The organism is Dactylosporangium sp. CA-092794 (genome assembly GCF_050948465.1).
GTDB lineage: Bacteria > Actinomycetota > Actinomycetes > Mycobacteriales > Micromonosporaceae > Dactylosporangium.
Map to the genome: position 1 here is coordinate 6,718,813 of NZ_CP192044.1, position 18,914 is coordinate 6,737,726.

At 72.5% G+C, this 18,914-nt stretch carries 16 protein-coding genes; 1 reads left to right on the plus strand and 15 read right to left on the minus strand.

Going from position 1 to position 18,914, the window contains the following annotated elements; all coding sequences use genetic code 11:
* The first annotated feature begins 54 nt into the window (after positions 1-54).
* Positions 55-621 carry a helix-turn-helix domain-containing protein gene (locus ACQPXD_RS28450; protein ID WP_432824372.1) on the plus strand — a complete coding sequence of 189 codons (567 nt, stop codon included), beginning with the start codon at positions 55-57 and terminating at the stop codon, positions 619-621.
* A 10-nt stretch (positions 622-631) separates the two neighbouring features.
* Here ACQPXD_RS28450 and dinB read toward each other — a convergent pair whose 3' ends face one another.
* The 15 genes from dinB to ACQPXD_RS28525 all read right to left on the minus strand — a co-directional run bounded on the left by dinB (position 632) and on the right by ACQPXD_RS28525 (position 18,913).
* Entirely contained in the window at positions 632-1,837 is a 1,206-nt protein-coding gene (gene dinB / locus ACQPXD_RS28455) for a DNA polymerase IV (RefSeq protein WP_432824373.1), read from the minus strand.
* 14 nt (positions 1,838-1,851) lie between these two features.
* Positions 1,852-3,252, minus strand: coding sequence for a GH1 family beta-glucosidase (locus ACQPXD_RS28460; protein WP_432824374.1), 1,401 nt, complete (start codon positions 3,250-3,252; stop codon positions 1,852-1,854).
* 43 nt (positions 3,253-3,295) lie between these two features.
* Positions 3,296-4,309, minus strand: a complete 1,014-nt coding sequence (locus ACQPXD_RS28465) for an ABC transporter ATP-binding protein (RefSeq protein ID WP_432824375.1) — start codon at positions 4,307-4,309, stop codon at positions 3,296-3,298.
* A complete protein-coding gene (locus ACQPXD_RS28470) occupies positions 4,306-5,355 on the minus strand; it encodes an ABC transporter permease (RefSeq protein ID WP_432824376.1) in 1,050 nt (349 codons plus the stop codon). The genes ACQPXD_RS28465 and ACQPXD_RS28470 overlap by 4 nt, the downstream gene beginning before the upstream one ends.
* A gap of 1 nt (position 5,356) precedes the next feature.
* The gene (locus ACQPXD_RS28475; protein ID WP_432824377.1) at positions 5,357-6,337 is read right to left on the minus strand and encodes an ABC transporter permease; all 981 of its coding nucleotides are present in this window, start codon (positions 6,335-6,337) and stop codon (positions 5,357-5,359) included.
* On the minus strand, positions 6,334-7,461 hold the full coding sequence (locus tag ACQPXD_RS28480; protein WP_432824378.1) for an ABC transporter ATP-binding protein: 1,128 nt from the start codon (positions 7,459-7,461) through the stop codon (positions 6,334-6,336). Before ACQPXD_RS28480 ends, ACQPXD_RS28475 begins: the two co-directional genes overlap by 4 nt.
* Before the next feature lie 91 nt (positions 7,462-7,552).
* Positions 7,553-9,199 carry an ABC transporter substrate-binding protein gene (locus ACQPXD_RS28485; protein WP_432843990.1) on the minus strand — a complete coding sequence of 549 codons (1,647 nt, stop codon included), beginning with the start codon at positions 9,197-9,199 and terminating at the stop codon, positions 7,553-7,555.
* 149 nt (positions 9,200-9,348) lie between these two features.
* On the minus strand, positions 9,349-10,368 hold the full coding sequence (locus tag ACQPXD_RS28490) for a LacI family DNA-binding transcriptional regulator (protein WP_432824379.1): 1,020 nt from the start codon (positions 10,366-10,368) through the stop codon (positions 9,349-9,351).
* Positions 10,369-11,319: 951 nt separating this feature from the next.
* On the minus strand, positions 11,320-12,975 hold the full coding sequence (locus ACQPXD_RS28495) for a serine/threonine-protein kinase (RefSeq protein WP_432824380.1): 1,656 nt from the start codon (positions 12,973-12,975) through the stop codon (positions 11,320-11,322).
* 65 nt (positions 12,976-13,040) lie between these two features.
* On the minus strand, positions 13,041-13,802 hold the full coding sequence (gene ppgK / locus ACQPXD_RS28500) for a polyphosphate--glucose phosphotransferase (RefSeq protein ID WP_432824381.1): 762 nt from the start codon (positions 13,800-13,802) through the stop codon (positions 13,041-13,043).
* Between the two features lie 97 nt (positions 13,803-13,899).
* Positions 13,900-14,160, minus strand: coding sequence for a Prokaryotic metallothionein (locus ACQPXD_RS28505; RefSeq protein ID WP_432824382.1), 261 nt, complete (start codon positions 14,158-14,160; stop codon positions 13,900-13,902).
* 64 nt (positions 14,161-14,224) lie between these two features.
* Entirely contained in the window at positions 14,225-15,784 is a 1,560-nt protein-coding gene (locus ACQPXD_RS28510; protein ID WP_432824383.1) for a SpoIIE family protein phosphatase, read from the minus strand.
* A complete protein-coding gene (locus ACQPXD_RS28515) occupies positions 15,781-17,484 on the minus strand; it encodes an ATP-binding response regulator (protein WP_432824384.1) in 1,704 nt (567 codons plus the stop codon). The genes ACQPXD_RS28510 and ACQPXD_RS28515 overlap by 4 nt, the downstream gene beginning before the upstream one ends.
* On the minus strand, positions 17,481-18,512 hold the full coding sequence (locus tag ACQPXD_RS28520; RefSeq protein WP_432824385.1) for an ATP-binding protein: 1,032 nt from the start codon (positions 18,510-18,512) through the stop codon (positions 17,481-17,483). The genes ACQPXD_RS28515 and ACQPXD_RS28520 overlap by 4 nt, the downstream gene beginning before the upstream one ends.
* Positions 18,509-18,913 (minus strand): ATP-binding protein, encoded by a 405-nt coding sequence (locus ACQPXD_RS28525; RefSeq protein ID WP_432843992.1) that lies wholly within the window; start codon positions 18,911-18,913, stop codon positions 18,509-18,511. Before ACQPXD_RS28525 ends, ACQPXD_RS28520 begins: the two co-directional genes overlap by 4 nt.
* Between the last annotated feature and the right edge of the window lies 1 nt (position 18,914).

The following is an 18,914-nucleotide window of genomic DNA, read 5'->3' on the forward strand; positions in this document are numbered from 1 at the left end:
GTACCGTCGCCCACCATACACCGGCGACGGGACCAAGTGCCGTAGACTGGTGCCGTGGCCCGCTGGCAACCCAACGCCCCGCAGCGGCTCGTCGCCGCCGCCCTCGAGCTGTTCGAGGAGCGCGGCTACGAACGCACGACGGTGATCGACATCGCCGAGCGCGCGGGGCTGACCAAGAGCACCTTCTTCCGGCATTTCCAGGACAAGCGGGAGGTGCTCTTCGGCGGCGACACGATGGCCGGGCTGCTCGTGCGGGCCATCGCGGCGGCGCCGGCGGACGCGACGCCGTTCGAGGCGGTGGCGCTCGCCCTGGACGCGGCCGGGCGGGAGGCCTTCACCGCCGAGCGCCGCGAGTTCGTCGCCCGCCGGCGGGCGGTCATCGACAGCAACCCGGAGCTGCGGGAACGCGAGGCGCTGAAGGGCCTCGGCCTCACCGCCTCGATGACCGACGCGCTCGGGCGGCGCGGCGTCGCCGACCTGACCGCGTGTCTCGCGGCGGAGCTGGGCGCGCTCGCCATGAAGATCGCCTACGAGCGCTGGACCGGCGCCGCCGGGGGCGACGACTTCAGTGTCGTAGCGCGCCGGACGCTCGACGACCTGCGGGCCGCCGGCGCGGGGTAAGCGTGCGGGGTCAGTCCGGCAGCAGCGGTACCGTCGGGCCCTGCCGCCGGCCCAGCAGCGACGCCCTGGTCAGCGCCGCCGACCCGAACCGGTCCCGGACCCGGTCCATCGCCGAGTCCAGCTCGTCGCCGCTGGTCACGCCGAACGGCAGCTCCAGCTGCCGGGACCCGTCGTCGTCGAGGTTCGCCACCGCGATGCCGACCAGGGTCAGGCCCCGGTTGGCGATGTCCGGCACGGAGGCGGCGTGCAGGCGCAGTACCGCATCCAGCATCGTCTGCGTGTGCGAGGTCGGCCGGGTCATCGTGTGCGACCGCGTCGCGCGGGTGAAGTCGGCGAACCGCAGCCGCAGCACCACCGTGCGGCCCGTGCGCCCGGCCGCCCGCAGCCGTCGGGACACCCGGTCGACGAGCTCGGCCAGGACCGCCTCCACGAACGGCCGCGGGTGCGGGCCCCGGCCCAGCGCCCGCTGCGCGCCCACCGACCGGCGCCGCCGGCCCACCACCACCGGCCGCGGATCCCGGTTGTGGGCCAGGGCGTGCAGGTGCCGGCCCTGCCCCTCGCCCAGCATCGACACCAGCGTCGCCTCGCCCAGCCGGGCCACCTGCCCGACCGTGGTCACCCGGTGGGCGTGCAGCTTCGCCGCGGTGACCGTGCCCACCCCCCACAGCCGCTCCACCGGCAGCCGGTGCAGGAACTGCAGCTCCTCGGCCGGCGGCACCAGCAGCAGCCCGTCCGGCTTGGCCACGCCGCTGGCCACCTTGGCCAGGAACTTCGTGCGGGCCACCCCGACCGTGATCGCCAGGCCGGCCTCGAGGCGGACCCGCTCCCGCAGCCGCGCCGCGATGCCCAGCGGTGGCCCCGCGATCCGGGCCAGGCCGCCGACGTCGAGGAACGCCTCGTCGATCGACAGGCCCTCCACCACCGGAGTGGTGTCCCGGAAGATCGCGAACACGGCCTTCGACGCCGCCGAATACGCCGACATCCGCGGCGGCACCACCACCGCCTCCGGGCACAGCGCCCGCGCCTGCCGGCCGCCCATCGCCGTGCGCACCCCGCGCCGCTTGGCCTCGTAGCTGCAGGCCAGCACGACGCCCCCGCCCACGATGACCGGCCGGCCGCGCAGGCGGGGGTCGTCCCGCTGCTCCACCGACGCGTAGAACGCGTCGAGGTCAGCGTGGAGGATGTCCGCCCGGCCCGACCCCACCGACACGAACACATGTTCGCATAGAGTCAGCCCCGCAGGGAACGGATCGTGTCCCGGTACCAGTACGCCGACCGCTTCGGGGTGCGCTCCTGCGTGTCGTAGTCGACCCGGACGATGCCGAACCGCTTGTCGTAGCCGTACGCCCACTCGAAGTTGTCCATCAGCGACCAGGCGAAGTAGCCGCGGATGTCCGCCCCCTGCTGCCGGGCCAGCGCCACCGCGCCGATGTGGCTGTCGAAGTACGCCACCCGGTCGACGTCCTCGACGTGGCCGGTCTCGTCCGGCACGTCGTCGAACGCGGCCCCGTTCTCCGTCACGTAGATCGGCAGGCCGTAGTCGGTGTGCAGGCGCACCAGCAGCTGGGTGAAGCCCTCCGGGACGATCTCCCAGCCCATCGCGGTGATCGGCCGGCCGGTCGGGATGACCCGGCTCACCGGCAGCCCGTCGGCGTCGGTGTCGTTGCCGTCCTCGTCGACCCCGGACACCGTCTCGGAGAAGTAGTAGTTCACCCCGAGCACGTCCAGCGGCGTGCGGATCACCTCGAGGTCGCCGTCCTCGACCGGCAGCGTGATCCCGCGCCGGGCCAGGTCGTCGACGAGGTCGGCCGGGTAGCGGCCGTGGACCAGCGGGTCCAGGTAGATGCGGGTGCCGAGGGCGTCGGCGCGGCGGGCCGCGTCGAGGTCGGCCGGGCTGTCCGTCTCCGGCGTCGACACCCCCATGTTGAGGGTGATGCCGAACTCGTGCCGGCCGTCGCCACCGGCCGCCGCCCGCATCCGCTCGGTGGCCAGGCCGTGACCCAGCAGCAGGTGGTGCACCGCTTGCATCGCCGCCGGGAAGTCGCGCCGGCCCGGCGCGTGCGCGCCGTAGGCGTAACCGAGCATCGCCGAGCACCACGGCTCGTTCAGCGTCGTCCAGGTCCGGATCCGGTCCTGCAGCGCGTCGAAGACCATCATGCTGTAGTCGGCGAAGCGGTAGGCGGTGTCCCGGTTCGGCCAGCCGCCGGCGTCCTCGAGCTCCTGCGGCAGGTCCCAGTGGTACAGCGTCACCCACGGCTCGATGCCGTTGGCGAGCAGCTCGTCGGTGAGCCGGTCGTAGAAGCCGATGCCCTCGGGGTTGACCGGGCCGCGGCCGCGCGGCTGCACCCGCGGCCAGGCCACCGAGAACCGGTACAGGTCGACGCCGAGGTCACGGATCAGCGCCACGTCCGCCGGCATCCGGTGGTAGTGGTCGCAGGCCACCTCGCCGGTGTCGCCCTTGTCGATCGCGTCGGGGACCTCGCAGAACGTGTCCCAGATGGACCGGGTGCGCCCGCCCTCGGCGACCGCCCCCTCGATCTGGTAGGCCGAGGTCGCCACGCCCCAGCGGAACGAGGGCGGGAGCGTGGCGATCGGGTTCGCGTGATCGAGGGGAGTGACGGTCGTGTCCATGGTTCTCCTGGGTCGGGCGAATCGGATGGTACGGCGGCTTCGGCTATCCGGCGGTGACCGGGTGCAGCCAGCAGGCCACCGTGCGGGCCGGGCCGGTGTGGTCGTCGGGCTTGCCCAGGATCGGCAGCTGGGTGTCGCACGGCTCGAACCGCTTCGGGCAGCGCGGATGGAACGAGCACCCGGACGGCATGGCCCGCAGGTCCGGCGGGGAGCCGGGGATGCCGGCCAGCTCCCGGCGGGCACCGCGCAGCGCCGGGAACGAGCGCAGCAGGCCCTCGCTGTAGGGGTGCAGCGGCTCGCGGTAGATGTCGGCGGACGGCGCCTCCTCGACGATCCGCCCCCCGTACATGATCGCGATCCGGTCGCTGAACTCGACCAGCAGCGACAGGTCGTGGGTGATGAACAGCACCGAGAAGCCGAGCCGCTCGCGCAGCTCGACGAGCTGGCCGAGGATCTGCCGCTGCATGACCACGTCGAGGGCGGTGGTCGGCTCGTCCATGATGACCAGCTGCGGCTCCAGCGCCAGGGCCATGGCGATCATGACCCGCTGGCGCATGCCGCCGGAGAGCTGGTGCGGGTACGCGTCGAGGCGGTCCTCGGCGATGCCGACCAGCCGCAGCAGCTCCTTGGCCCGCTCCACCCGCGCGTGGCGGCTGGTGCCGGGCTCGTGGGCCTTGATCGCGTCCATCATCTGCACGTCGACCTTGTGCACCGGGTTGAGCGAGTTCATCGCGCCCTGGAACACGATCGACGTCTCCGCCCAGCGGAACTTGCGCAGCTCGCCGTCGGACAGGCCGAGCACGTCGAACGGGTCGCCGGTCGGCGGGTGGTAGGTGACGGAACCGCCGGCGACGATGCCGGGCGGGGGCAGCAGCCGGGTCACGCCGTAGGCGAGGGTCGACTTGCCCGAGCCGGACTCCCCGGCCAGGCCGACGACCTCGCCGCGGTGGATGGTGAGGTTGACGTCGCGCACGGCGTGGACCGCGTCCTCGCCGAGACCGTAGTCGACGTCGAGGTTCTTGATCTCCAGCAGCGGCCGGGTGAGGACCTGCGTCATCGCGTGGCACCGTCCCTGATCTCGATGTTCGCCGGCGGCTCGGCGGGGCGCACGACGGGGGTGAAACCGACCTTCATCCGGATCCGGTCCCCGTTCGCGGTGCGGGTCCGCCGGTCGCTGCCGGAGGTGCGCAGCCGCGGGCTGACGAACTCGTCGATGCCGAAGTTCACCAGGCTCAGGGCCGTGCCGAGGATGGCGATGGCCAGGCCCGCCGGGACGAACCACCACCAGGCGCCCTGGGCGAGGGCCTGCTGGCCCTGGGCCCAGAACAGGATCGTGCCCCAGTTCCACGACGACACCGAGGAGATGCCGATGAACGCGAGCGTGATCTCCGACAGCACGGCGAAGATGACGGTACCGACGAACCCGGACGCGATGATCGCGGTCAGGTTGGGCATGACCTCGAAGAAGATGATCCGCCAGGTCTTCTCCCCGGTGGCCCGGGCCGCCTCGACGTAGTCGCGGCGTCGCAGCGACAGGGTCTGCGCCCGCAGCACCCGCGATCCCCACGCCCAGCTGGTGAGGCCGATCACCAGCGCCACGATGATGTCGTTCACGTGCGGCAGCGACGTGCAGATGATGATGATCAGCAGCAGGCCGGGGATGACCAGGAACACGTTGGACAGCACGGAGAGGATCTCGTCGGCGATCCCGCCGAGGTAGCCGGCGGTGACCCCGACGAGGATCGACAGGATCGTGGCGATGATCCCGGCGACCGCGCCGACGAGCACGACGCTGCGGCAGCCGGCCAGGATCTGGCTCAGGATGTCCTGGCCGAGGTGCGAGGTGCCGAACCAGTGCCTCGCGGACGGGGCCTGCAGCGCATCGGGGGTGATCTTGTCCGGGTCGTACGGCGCCACCCACGGCCCGATGATCGCGAACAGCACGTAGATGGCCAGGATGACCAGGCCGGTGGCGGCCTTGCCGTTGGCGATGAACCGGAACCGGCGGCGGCGGGCCCGCTTGCCGGCCGGGGCGGCGTCCGGCTGGGCCATCGCGCCCTGGCCGGGAATGACCTGTTCGATGCTGGAAGGCGTGACGGTCATGTCAGCCGGCCTTTCGGGTACGCGGGTCGAGCAGCAGGTAGGCGACGTCGGCCAGCAGGTTGGCCACCAGTACCGAGATGGTGATGACCAGGAAGATGCCCTGCATCAGCGGATAGTCGTGCGCGCCGACGGCCTGGAACAGCTGGAAGCCCACGCCCGGGTAGGAGAACACGATCTCGACCAGCAGGGTGCCGCCGACGATGAACCCCAGCGACAGCGCGAACGCGGAGATGTTGGGCAGCAGCGCGTTGCGGGCCGCGTAGGAGAACGCCACCCGCCGCTCGGACAGGCCCTTGGCGTGCGCGACGGTGATGTAGTCCTCCGCGGAGACGGTGACCATCATGTTGCGCATGCCGAGGATCCAGCCGCTCATCGACGAGATGAGGATCGTGGCGGCCGGCAGCACGCTGTGGTTGATCGCCGAGCCGATGAAGTACTGGTCCCAGGCCGGCACCAGGCCGGGGGTGAACCCGCCGGAGGACGGGAAGTAGCTGTCCGGTCCGGTGAACACGGCGATGAAGACCAGGCCCAGCCAGAAGTACGGCACCGAGGACAGGAACGTGGTGGCCGGCAGCAGGCTGTCGACCCAGGTGCCGCGCCGCCAGCCGGCGCCGATGCCCAGCCCGGTGCCGATCAGGAAGCTCAGCACGGTGGTGACGCCGACCAGCCCGATCGTCCACGGCAGGCTCTGCCCGATCACCTCCGACACGGTGGACGGGAAGAACGTGAACGACAGGCCCAGGTCGCCGTGGAACAGCTGTTTCCAGTAGTCCAGGTACTGCTCCCACAGGCTCTGGTGCTCGTCGAGCCCGAACAGCACCCGCAGCGACTGGATCGAGTCGGAGGAGACCTGGCCCTGGTTGCGGGCAAGGAACGCGCTGATCGGGTCGCCAGGGATCATCCGCGGGACGAAGAAGTTGATGGTGATCGCCGCCCACGCGGTGAACAGGTAGAAGGCGAGCCGTTGCAGCAGGAATTTCATCGTGCCTCCTCCGGCTGGTGCAGGGCCGGCGGCGTGGGGATCGACGGGTCGGCGGCGGAGCCGACGCCCTCCTTGGCGACGGTCGGCGCGTCGTAGAGCCAGCAGGCGGCCCAGTGCCCGGCCTCGCCGCCCACGTCGAGCCGCGGCGGCAGCTCGGTGGTGCAGCGGGGCATCGCGTGCGGGCAGCGGGGGTGGAACCGGCAGCCGGCCGGGGGCCGGATCAGGCTCGGCGGCTCGCCGTTGCCGCGGTCCTTCGCGGCCGCGTCGGCGATGCCGGCGATCCGGTCCGGGTCGGGGGCGGACTCGATGAGCAGCCGGGTGTAGGGGTGGGCCGGGTTCTGCGTGACCGACTCGCTGTCGCCGCCCTCGACCATCCGTCCCGCATACATCACCATCGTCTCGTCGGCGAAGTACCGCGCCGAGGCGATGTCGTGCGTGATGTAGAGGATGGCCAGGTTGAGCCGCTCCTTGAGGTCGCGCAGCAGGTTGAGGATGCCCAGCCGGATCGACACGTCGAGCATCGACACCGGCTCGTCGGCCAGCAGCGCCTCCGGGTCCGCGCCCAGCGCCCGGGCGATCGCGACCCGCTGCCGCTGCCCGCCGGACAGCTCGTGCGGGAACTTGTCGACGTAGCGCTCCGGCGGGGTGAGCGCCACCCGGGTCAGCAGGTTGGCCAGGGCCGCCTCGAGCTCCTCGGAGCTCTTCCCGGCGTTGCCGTGGATCTTCAGCGCCCGGGTCAGGTGGTAGCGGACCGTGTGCACCGGGTTGAGCGAGCCGAACGGGTCCTGGAAGATCAGCTGCACCCGGCTGACGTAGTCGCGGAACCGCCGCCCGCCGCCGACCTTCGTGGTCTCGCCGTGCAGCCGCAGGTCGCCGCCGGTGCGGGAATACAGCTGGGCGAGCAGCCGGGCGACGGTGGACTTGCCCGAGCCGGACTCGCCGACCAGGGCGGTGACCCGGCCGCGGCGCAGCGTGAAGGACACGTCGTCCACGGCGTGCACGACGGCCCGTTTGCCGGTGAAGATGTCGCTCAGCGTCCGCCGCACGGGGAAGTGCTTGGTCAGGCCCTCGGCCTCCAGCACCACCTCGCCGACCGGCACCGCCGGGCTGTCGCTCAACGTCATGGGGATGGTCCTGTCTCGGGGATGTCGTGACGGTACCGCTCCCCGGGCGACGGCGGGCCGCCCGGGGAGCGGGGTCGGATCGATCCGGTCGTCAGGCGGCCGGCTTGAGGTGCAGGATCACGTCCAGCGAGTTGGGCTGGGTCGGCTGGCCCGCGCTGTACGGGTTGGCGTCGTCCGGCCACCCGGTCCAGTGCTTGGTGCTGTAGGCGCCGCCGATGTTGTCCGCGCCGACCGGGATCATCGGGGCCTGCTCGACGAAGATCTTCTGCAGGGTCGCCAGCGCGGTCTTGCGGGTCGCGTCGTCGGTCGCGTTCTGGTACGCGCGCAGCGCCGCCGTGGCGTCCTTGTTGTCGAACCGGCCGAAGTTACCGGCGGGCGACGCGGTGCCGATCGGCTTGAGCAGGTCGCCGTCCATGATCGTGCGGTAGATGTCGTACGGCGTCGAGCCGCCGTCGGTCCAGCGGAACCCGGCGTCGAACTGACCGGCCTCGACGTTCTTGAACCACGCGTCCTGGTTGGCCTTGTCGACCGTGGCCGCGATGCCGATGGTGGCCAGGTTGGCCTTCACGATCTCCAGCGAGGTCTGGTAGTCCGACCAACCGGCGGGGTCGGTCAGGGTCAGCGTCACCGGCTTGCCCGACGGGTCCTTCAGCGTGGTGCCGTCCAGCTTGTACCCGGCCGAGGTGAGCAGCGACTTGGCGCCCTCGACGTCGACCTTGTAGTCCTTGCCCTTGTAGTCGTCGGAGATGAACGAGTCACCGGCCGGCGAGGGCAGGCCGGTCACGCTCTTGACCAGCGGGTGGAAGTAGCCGGCCTCGGCGGTGTTGAAGATGTCGTCGCGGTTGATGACCATGCCCATCGCGACGCGCAGCTTCGGGTCGTTGAACGGGGCCTTCGTGGTGTTGATGTACAGGCCGTGGATGCCCAGCACCGGCGGCGCCCAGATCTTGTGGTTGGCCGCATCCTTGTCGATGAAGACCGTCTTCACATTGGGGATGAAGACGAAGCTCCACTCGCTCTCGCCGTTGGACAGCGCCGTGGTCTGCGCGTTGTTGTCGTTGTAGGACGTGTACCGCAGCTCCTTGACCTGCGGCAGGTCCTGCCAGTAGCCCTTGTCGCGGACCGTCAGCGTCGTGGTCTGCGGGGTGAAGGACTTCAGGGTGTACGGCCCGGACCCGATCGGGTTCTTGTTGGCCTCGGTCTTCGGGTCGGAGATCTTCTCCCAGATGTGCTTGGGCACGATCGGGACCTTCGCGATCGCCTTCTGCTGGGCGACGAACTGCGAGCCCTTGAACGTGATGGTCACGTCCGAGCCGCTCACCGTGGCGTCGGTGATCGGCAGGCCCTGCTCGTTGAGCGCCTCGTTGTCACGGATGAGCTTGTAGGTGTACGCGACGTCGTCGGCGGTGACCTTCTCGCCGTCGGACCAGGTCGCGTTGTCGCGGATGGTGACCGTGACCGAGGTGTAGTCCGTGTTCCACTTCGCGGCGGTGGCCAGCCACGGCTTCATCGGGTCGGCCGGCTTGACCGGGTTCCACATCATCAGCGGCTCGTAGATCACCCACCGGTAGCCGTCCTTGGCACCGGCCGAGGTGGTGAGGAACGGGTTCTCGTTCTCGGTAAGCGGGCCGTTCGGCATACCGACGTTGAGCACGGTCGTCTGCTGGCTCTTGTTCGGGTCGTTCGGCGAGTCGCCGCACGCCGCCAGTGTGGTCGACGTGGCCAGCAATCCGGCCATGCCGAGCAGTACGGAGCGTCTGGTCAACACGGGGGTGTCTCCTTAGATACCTGGATCGACAGGTGGGGCGGACAATGGTTCGTTCGGTGCGGTATGGCGACGGGACCCTTGCGGCGCGGCCCCGCCCGATGGTGCGGCGTGGTATTCCCTCAGGTGGTGCGCCCGGGCTGCGCCGGCACGGTCGAGCCGCGCACGACGAGCGTGGTGGACAGGATGTTCGGCTCGGCCGTCAACGGCGTGCCGTCGAAATGTGCGATGAGCCGGCGGGCCGCCGTCTCGCCCATCTGTCGCATGGGCTGGCGGACGGTCGTCAGCGGCGGTTCGGTGTGCGCCGCGTGCAGGATGTCGTCGAAGCCGACCAGCGCGACGTCCGCCGGCACCGACCGGCCGGCCTGCCGCAGCGCCGCGAGGGCACCGGCGGCGGACAGGTCGTTGTGCGCGAACACCGCGTCGAACTGCAGGCCCTCGGCGAGGGCCCGGTGGATCGACCGCGCGCCGCAGTCGAAGGTGAAGTCACCCTCGAACACCAGGCGCGGGTCGACCGGCGCCCCGGCCGCGGCGAACACGTCGGCGAACCCGCCGAGCCGGTCCTGGGTGCAGCCGAACTTCTCCGACCCGGTGATCACCAGCGGCCGGCGCCGGCCGAGCTCGACCAGGTGCCGGGCGGCGAGGGCTCCGCCGGCCCGGTTGGTGGTCGCCACCGACGGCATCAGCGGCTTGTCGCCCCGATCGTCGATGAGCACCACCGGCAGGCCGCCGGCATACAGGTCGGCGAGGTAGTCCAGGGTGCCCTCCGGCTCGATCGCCAGGAGCCCGTCGAACGCCTTGCCGGAGACCTGCGCGGAGAACTGGCGCATGGACTCGGCGCCGCGGTTGCAGGTGAACAGCAGCAACCCGTATCCCTCCGACTCCACCACGTCGACCGCGCCCTGCACGACCTCACCCATCCACGGCCAGATCAGCGACGGGACGAGCATCCCGATGACCCGGGTGTGCCCCCGGGCCAGGTTGACCGCCCGCGCACTGGGCACGTAGCCCAGCTCGTCGATGACCCGGCGCACCCGTGCCGCGGTCGCGTCGTCGACCTCCCCTTTGCCGTTGAGCACCCGCGAGACGGTGGTCTTGCTGACCCCCGCCCGCGCCGCCACATCGGCGATGGTGATCGGCACGTCGCGATCCTTCCGGTGAGAGCGCTTTCTGGCAAGAGAGCGTGTTCTGGAACCGGTTCCGCAACCGGTTCCGGCACACTAAATCGGATCGCGGACAGTGGTGTCAATAACACGGATGTAACGAAACTTAACCGCGCCGCAAACCTTGCCAACCGGCTGCGCATGGTGTTTGCTCGGGATCACCGTCGATGCGTGTGCGGCCGCACCGGCGATTTCGCGCCGACCTTGACGGAAACGCTCCCATGGAGCGCTCTCACGGCCGGCCAGGGCCGCCTGCCACTTACGCCGCTGAATGACTCCGGTCCGCGCGACACACGACCGCGGCTCCCGTCAGCCACCGCTCAGGCCCGGCGATCCGATAAGTCGGGCGCTCCGCGCCACGACTTATCGGATTTTTCGCCTGACGGGGTATATGTCCAACTCGCCGACCGTAAGTCTCCGCGATCATGCACCCAACCACGGCGACACCCGCGGTTTCCCATGATCGCGGAGACAAACGGTACCCAGGCGTACATTTTGGCTCCACGATCCCGAAAAACCCGTGGTGCACGCACCCGGTTGAGCATGATCACGGAGACATAGCGCGGCGCGGGACAGTGGCGGCGGCACCGCCGGCCCTCCGCCGCGCTTCGCGCGAACCCGGACAGGCACGACCTGACGTTTGGATCGTCGACCGTGGACCGCAGGCACCGTCGGTCCGGGGCGAGCAGGGCCCCAGCGCCGCCGTGGCCGTGGCCCAGTCGCACGCCGCGGTGAGCCTGAGCGGGGCGCCAGCGCCACCGGGGCGCGCTCGGCGGCGGGGCGCTGCGGGGGGGCCGAGCCGGGTCAGCGGCGCCGTGGCCGTGTCCCGGTCGCACGGCGCCGCGGTGGGGCTGAGCGGCGGGGCGCGCTTGCCGGCGGGGCTTGCCGGCGGGGCGCTGCGGAGGCGAGCGCTGCGGAGGACGAGCTGGGTCAGCGGAGCCGGATCGTGCTGCCGTCCCCGCCGACGATCCCCGACTTCACGCGCAGCTCGGTGAAGGTCAGCCCGGTCGGCACGTCGAAGACGAGGGTCCCGGTCGCCGTCTCCCCCGGCCCGATGTCGTTGACCAGCGGCCGCGTCTTCGAGTAGTACAGCCAGGACCACTGGTCCGCCGCGTACTGCGTCCCGCCGCTGTCCCGCAGCTGCTGGTTGCCCGGCCACAGCCGGCCCGCGCTGCCCCCGGTGTTCTCCACCCGCAGGTCCGCCAGGCAGAACTGCCCGGCCGGGCGGCGGACCAGCGGCCAGTCCCCGACCTCCTTCACCCCGCACGAGAACCCCGCCAGGGTGAACTTCAGCTTCCCGTCCGTCGCCACCGGGCTCGGCTTCGGCGAAGGCGAGGGCGAACGCGAGGGCGACCGGGTCGGCGACGGCCCCGCCGCCGGCGCGCCCGCGTGTCCCCGGCCCGCCGACTCGGCCAGCTTCAACCCGCCCAGCAGGCATGCCAGCAGCGCCACCAGCGCCACCGCCGTCGCGATGCCCCGGCCGATCCGCCGCGGCCGCCGGCGGGGCGGCGGAGGCGGCACCAGCGGCACCGACCACCCGCCCCCGGCCGGATCGGCCCGCGTCCCACCCCGGGCGCCGCCGCCGTACCCCGCCGCGAAGCCGCCCGTCCCGGACCCGCCCGCCGTGGCCCGGCCGGTCCCAAAAGTCCCAGAAGTGGCGAACCGCTCCGTCGCCGGCGCGTGGGCCCGCACCGGTGCCGAACCGGGCGCGAACCCGGCCGGGCCGCCACGGCGGCGTACCCCCGGCACCGGATGCGACACCCGGGCCCGGCCCGAGTCCCGGACCGACGCGGCGACCTGAGCCGCCGCCGGATCCCGCTGCCCGACGAGGGCCAGCAGCACCTGCTCCGCGGTCGGGCGCGCCGCCGGGTCGGCCCGCAGCGCCCGGTGTACCACCGCGGCGAGAGACTCGTCGAGACCCGCCAGGTCCGCCGGGTCACCGGCCCGGGACGGCATCCGCCCCGTGCCCGCCCAGGCCACCAGCAGACCCCACCCGTAGACGTCGCTGGCCTGGCTCGGCGCGGCACCGGCCAGCTGCTCCGGCGCCAGCCAGCCCGGCGTGCCGAAGTTCGGCCCCGACGCCGCCGCGTGCCCGTGCCGGCGGGCCACCCCGAAGTCGATCACCTTCGGCCCGAACGGCGACAGCAGCACGTTGCGCGGGCTCAGGTCGGCGTGCACCAGCCCGACCGCGTGGATCGCGGCCAGCGCGGCCGCCACCCCCACCGCGACCGCCGCCACATGGCCGTCGAGCGGGCCGTGCACGGTCACGTAGTCGTGCAGCGACGGGCCGGGCACGTACTCGGTCACCAGGTGCGGCACCGGGCCGTCCAGGTCGACGTCGAGCACCCGCGCGGTGCAGAACCCGGCCACCCGCGACGCCGCGGCCGCCTCCGCGGCGAACCGCTCCCGGAACACCGGGTCGCCGCCCAGCTCCGGATTGATCACCTTCAGCGCGACCTCGCGCCCGTCCGGGCGCACCGCCAGGTAGACCGTGCCCATCCCGCCGACGCCGAGCACGCCGCGCAGCCGGTACGACCCGACCACCGCCGGGTCACCGGCGCGCAGCGGCGCGGGCGAGTCCCCCATGGAAGCCATGGTGCCTCACCCGCGCACACCGGACGACCGACATCGCCGCCCAGCCCCCGCCGGAGCTACGCGGCGCCGGCCCGGCGGGCGGCCAGCAGCGCCGCCCCGGCGATCCCCGCGTTGTTCTGCAACGCCGCCGGCACCACCTTCGTCGGCACGTCGACCAGGTGCAGGAAGCGGTCCGCCTTCTTGCTGACCCCGCCGCCGACAATGATCAGATCCGGCCACAGCAGGGCGTGCAGATGGCGCAGGTACGTCTGCACCCGCTCCGCCCACTCGGTCCACCCCAGATTCTCGCTCTCCCGCACCCGGTCCGACGCGTAGTCCTCCGCGTCGCCGCCATGCAGGTGCAGCCCGTGCAGGTGCAGATGCCCGAACTCGGTGTTGGGCACCAGCCGCCCGTCGATGAACAGCGCGCTGCCGATCCCGGTGCCGAACGTCACCATGACGACCAGCCCGCCGACGCCCTTGCCCGCGCCGTACTCCATTTCCGCGACCCCGGCCGCGTCGGCGTCGTTGAGCACCGTCACCGGCCGGCCCAGCGCCTCCGCGAACAGCCGCTCCGCCGGCGCGTCCACCCACGACGCGTCCACGTTCGCCGCCGTCTTCGTCACCCCGTGCTGCACCACCGCCGGGAACGTGATCCCCACGCTCGCCGCCGGGCCGAACGCCCCGGCCACCGACTCCACCGTCTTCACCACGCTGGCGACGTCGGCCGGCTGCGGCGTCTCGATCCGCACCCGCTCCGCGGTGAACATACCGGTGGCCGGATCGACCGGCGCCCCCTTGATCCCCGAACCGCCGATGTCGATTCCCAGGACGACCACAGCTGCTCCTCCACGCCCGTACCTTGGCTAAACCTGCTTGCCGTAGCACCCAATCATGGCCGGAACCCGCAATGATCACCGGGGAAGCCCCAGACGCTCAGCCCGGATAGGCGCCCACCGCGTCGCGGATCTCCGCCCCCGCCGCCGCGTCCGCCGAGCGGGCACAGTGCGCACAGCAGTAGAACCGGCCCGCCACCTCCGAACCGTGCCCCACGATCCGGGTACCGCAGTGCTCACAAACCGGCGCCAGCTTCTGGATCGCACACTCGAACGAGTCGAACGTGTACGTGCCACCGCCCACCGTGTGCACCTCGAACGCCAGGTAGTAGTCGTTGCCGCAGGTCTCACAGACCGCCATCACAGAACCCCCCGTGGTTGCCTGCGCGCCAGCCTCACCCGCCCACGCCCGCACCGCAACCGGTTCAGGCCGGCCTCCCCCGCCGGATCACCAACAGGGCGACGTCGTCGTCCTGGGTACCGTCACCCAGATCGTCCAGCAACGCGTCGCAGAACTCCTCCAGATCCCCCGTCCCACCGCCCACCAGCGCCGCGCACAGCCGGTCCAGCCCCTCGTTGAACGTGTGCCCCCGCCGCTCGATCAGCCCGTCCGTCACCAGCACCAGCAACTCCCCGGGCCCCAGCGTGAACACCGTCTCCGCGTCATGCGGCGTCGGCACCCCCAGCAGCGCCACCCGACCCTCCACCAGCGCCGCCCGCCCACCCGCCACCCGCAGCGGCGGCGGATGCCCGGCGTTGGCCAGCCGCACCTGCCCGCTGCCCAGCTCCAGCCGCAACAGGCACATCGTCGCGATCTCCTCCGGCAGGAACCGCAGCATCATCCGGTTCAGCCGCTCCAGCGTCAGACCCGGCGCGTGGTCCTCCGCCAGGTACGCCCGCAGCGCGTGCCGCACCTCCGCCATGATCGTCGCCGCCCGCAGCGAATGCCCCGCCACATCGCCGATCGCCGCAACCAGATGCCCCTCCACCGCCACGACCTCGTAGAAATCCCCGCCCACCGACGCGTGCTCGCTCGCCGGCCGGTACCGCACCGCGATCTCATAGCCCGGCACCGACGGCAGCGATGCCGGCAGCATGCTGCGCTGCAACGTCAGCGCCGTGCGCCGCTCCTCGTCATAGGAGCGCAACGCCTCCACCGCCAGCGCCATCGCCTGCCCCAGCTGCCGCAGCACATCCGCGTCGTCGTCACCGAACCCGGCCGCCGGCACCGCGATGTGCAGCGGCTCCCGGCCCGCCTTGGCCCGCGCCACCACCCGCCACACCGGCCCGCCCCACCACGGCCCGTCCTCCTGCCGGAACAACACCGTCCCCGCCCGCCCCGACAGCGGATCCCGCTCGTACTGCTCCCGCAACGCCGCCCGCACCCGCGGCGCCCCCTCCGGCCCCGCCACCTGCACCGCCAGCGCCCCCGTCTCCGGCGACGACGCCGCCACCGCGGCCGCCGACTCGAACACCGACGCCGCACCCACCGCCCCCAGCGCCAGCAGCTCCGGCAGCCGCGCCGCCGCGTTGATCGCCGCCGTCGTCTCCACCAGCCGGGTCAGCCGCCCGGCCAGCCGCTCCGCCCGCTGCCGCGCCCGCGAATACCGCAGCACCGCCCCCACCGTCGCCAGCAGCTCGTCCGGGTCGATCGGCTCGGCCAGATACGCATCCGCGCCCCGGGTCAGCCCCTGCGTGCGATCCACCGCGTGCACCGCCGACGCCGAAATGTGAATCACCGGTACCGCCGCCGTCCGCGGATCCTCCTTGATCCGCTCCGCCACCTCGAACCCGTCGATGTCCGGCAGCCGCACGTCCAGCACCACCAGCTCGGCGCCGCCCGCACCGCCCCGCAGCAGCTCGAGCGCCTCCGCCCCGGTCGCCGCCTCGATGACCCGATGCCCCGCCCGCCGCAGCCAGCTCGTGATCACATACCGCTTCGACGGGCTGTCGTCGACCACCAGGATGTCCGCCGGCGAGTTCACGGCCCCTCCAGCCCGGCCACCAGGTCCGCCACCACCCGCCGGGACAGCCCCTCCTTCGCCACCACGGCCCGCGCGTGCCCCAACACCCCGGCCGGGAACTCCGCCACGTCCGCCGCCGTCACCACGAACACCGGGATCGCCGCGAGCTCGCCGGAGCCCGCCAGGGACCGCAGCAGCTGCGTACCGTCCCCGCCCGGCATCCGCAGGTCCAGGAAGATCACCGACGGGCGCTCCCGCGCCGCGATCGCCAGCCCCGCCCGCACGTCCGCCGCCTCGCTCACCCGCTCCGCGATCCCGTCCAGCAGCTGCCGCAACAGGTGCCGCGCCGCCGGGTCGTCGTCCACCACCAGCGCCCGCTCCACCCGCGGCACCGGCCCCTCCACCGCCTCCGGCACTGCCGGGCGCAGCGGCAGCTCCAGCGTGAACGTGCTGCCCTCCCCCGGCTCGCTGACCATCGTCAACACCCCGCCCAGCAACGCCGCCAGCCGCCGCGCATACGGCAACCCCAGCCCCGTCCCGCCCGCCTGCCGCGCCCCCCGCACCTGATGGAACTCCTCGAACACCCGCCCCTGCTCCTCGTGCGGGATGCCGATCCCGGTGTCGGCCACCGCGATCGACAGCCGCCCGCCGTCCACCCACGCACCCATCCCGACCGTGCCCCGATCGGTGAACTTCAACGCATTGGTCAACAGGTTGCGCAGAATTTGCGTCAGCAGTACCTCATCCGAGACCAGCCCCACGACCGGCGGATCCGCCACCTCGAGCTCGACCCCCGCCCTCGCCAAGGGCCGCAGCGTGCCCCGCAACTGCCCGAACACCGCCGCCAGGTCCACCGGCGCGAGGCTCGGCTCGATCCGCCCCGACTCCGCCTTCGCCAGATCCAGCAGATCGTTCACCCGCGCCAGCAGGTCCGCCGCCGAACCCTGCACCAGATCCAGCTGATGCCGCTGCTCATTCGACAACGGCTCCGACCGCGGATCCAGCAGCAACCGGCTCAACCCGATGACCGCCGTCACCGGCGCCCGCAGCTCGTGCGACACGTTCGCCAGGAACCGGCTCTTCGCCTCGTTCGCCTCCCGCAGCTGCGCCGAACGCTCATCCAGCTCCGCATACAGCGCCACCACACCCTGGTTGGTCTGCTCCAGCTCCTCCGACAGCTGCGTGTACAACGCCATGACGCCCCGGTTCGTCTCCTCCAGCTCGGCGTTGAGCTGCAACAGCTCGTCCCGGTGCGCCTGCACCTGCTCCAGCGCCACCATCAGCTGCCGGTTCTGCACGCTCAGCTCGTCCAGCGCCGTCGTCGGCGCGCTGCGCTCCAGCTCCTCGCGCACCCGCTCCAACCGCTGCGGCCCCACCTGCGCCGGCAGCCGCCGCGCCAGCACGATCCGCTCGTCCTCCACGCGCACCTCATCCATCAGCCGGCCGGCCGCCGCGACCCCCTCCGCGCTGTGCATACCCAACGCCGCCGCCGCGGACACCACGATCACCAGCGCCGGCCGCGGCCCCGCCACCGCCGAGAACGTCACCTCCGCCCCCAGCACCTCCCGCCCGATCTCGCTCAGCGCCGTCGCCACCCGCACCTGGTCCTGATGCTCCATCCCCAGCGCCGCCGCCACCTCCCGCCCCCGCTGCCGCAGCACGAACACGTCGTGCTCCTCCCGCAGCACCATCCGCAGCACCGGCACCCCGGAGCCGGTCACGGCAGCTCACCGCCGCGCGCCACCGCCACGCACGCGTCGTCACGGCGCACCCCGGCGTCGCGCAGCAACACCGCCGCCGCCACCACCGGCTCCTGCCGCGCCAGCCCCGGCGCGTCCCGCAGGCTCCACCGGTCCGACACCCCGTCGGAGTGCAGCACCACGATCGCCTCCGCCGGCAGCTCGTAGCCGAACTCGCGCACCACGCGCGACTGATGCCCGACGATCCCGGGCATGCTCACCATGCCCCGCCGCTCCCCATCCGGAAACGCGATCGTCCCCGCCACGTTCCCCAGCCCCGCGAACACCACCGAACCCGCCGCCACCCGCGCCACCGACACCGCCGCCCCCCGCGTATGCGACACCGCCCGGTGCAGCTGCTCCAGCACCGCCCCCGGCGCCTCCAGCGACGAGCCCAGGAACGTGTCCACCACCGCCGCCGACGCCGCCGCCGCGAGCGACCCGTGCCCCAGCCCATCCGCGACCAGCACCAGCAGCGAACCGTCCCCGGCCAGCCGCGCCGCGAACCGGTCCCCGCACACCTTCTCCCCCGTGATCGGCCGCGACAGCCCACCCACCCGCCCCCGCTGCGCGGGAGCCCCGGCCGCCGGCCACAGCTGCGCCACGAACACCGTCCCCCGCCCCGGCTGCGACCAGCCCCACGCCCGATCCGACAGCCGCCGCACCGCACCCAGCCCGATACCCAGGGTCCCCGCCGTCGAATGCCCGTCCGCCACACTGAACGGCAGATCCGCCATCCCCGGCCCGCCGTCCACCGCCACCAGCTCGACCCCGCCCACCTCCCCCCGCCGAAGGCAGCGCACCGACAGCGCACCGGAATCCGCGTGCCGGTACAGGTTCGACGCCAGCTCCGCCGCCACGATCGCCACCTCACCGGCCCGCTGGTCCGAAAACCCCAGCCGACGCGCGCAATCCACCGCCACCCGCCGCGCGATCCCCGCCGCCCCCGCGTCGTCGACCGCCACCCAGCCCAGCTCCTCCACCGTCGGCGGCGCCGGCGCGGCGCTCACCGGGCCCACTTCGTCACCGCGACACGGGTACCGCTACCGGCCGCGGTGTCGATCTCGAACTCGTCCACCAGCCGCCGCGAACCGCTCAACCCCAGCCCCAACCCGCTCCCCGTGGTATAGCCGTCGGTGAACGCCAACGCCAGATCCGCGATCCCCGGCCCCGAGTCCACGAACTCGGCCCGCACCCCGGCCCGCCGCCCGTTGTGCACCCCCACCACCAGCGCAAACCCGCCCCCGCCGTGGATCAGCGTGTTCCGCGCCAGCTCGCTCGCCGCCGTGACCAGCTTCGTCTGATCCACCAGCGGCAGCCGCGCGGCCACCGCGGCGACCCGCACCGCCTGCCGGACCCGCACGACATCCTTGTCGTCGGCGATCTCCAGCCGCTGCGGCTCCCCCAACACG

What these genes read in the sequence shown, in the direction of transcription:
- ACQPXD_RS28460 (WP_432824374.1), bottom strand. Translation starts at nt 3,252, where the DNA reads ATGGACACGACCGTCACTCCCCTCGATCACGCGAACCCGATCGCCACG.
- ACQPXD_RS28465 (WP_432824375.1), bottom strand. Translation starts at nt 4,309, where the DNA reads ATGACGCAGGTCCTCACCCGGCCGCTGCTGGAGATCAAGAACCTCGAC.
- ACQPXD_RS28470 (WP_432824376.1), bottom strand. Translation starts at nt 5,355, where the DNA reads ATGACCGTCACGCCTTCCAGCATCGAACAGGTCATTCCCGGCCAGGGC.
- ACQPXD_RS28475 (WP_432824377.1), bottom strand. Translation starts at nt 6,337, where the DNA reads ATGAAATTCCTGCTGCAACGGCTCGCCTTCTACCTGTTCACCGCGTGG.
- ACQPXD_RS28480 (WP_432824378.1), bottom strand. Translation starts at nt 7,461, where the DNA reads ATGACGTTGAGCGACAGCCCGGCGGTGCCGGTCGGCGAGGTGGTGCTG.
- ACQPXD_RS28485 (WP_432843990.1), bottom strand. Translation starts at nt 9,199, where the DNA reads ATGGCCGGATTGCTGGCCACGTCGACCACACTGGCGGCGTGCGGCGAC.
- ACQPXD_RS28495 (WP_432824380.1), bottom strand. Translation starts at nt 12,975, where the DNA reads ATGGGGGACTCGCCCGCGCCGCTGCGCGCCGGTGACCCGGCGGTGGTC.
- ACQPXD_RS28505 (WP_432824382.1), bottom strand. Translation starts at nt 14,160, where the DNA reads ATGGCGGTCTGTGAGACCTGCGGCAACGACTACTACCTGGCGTTCGAG.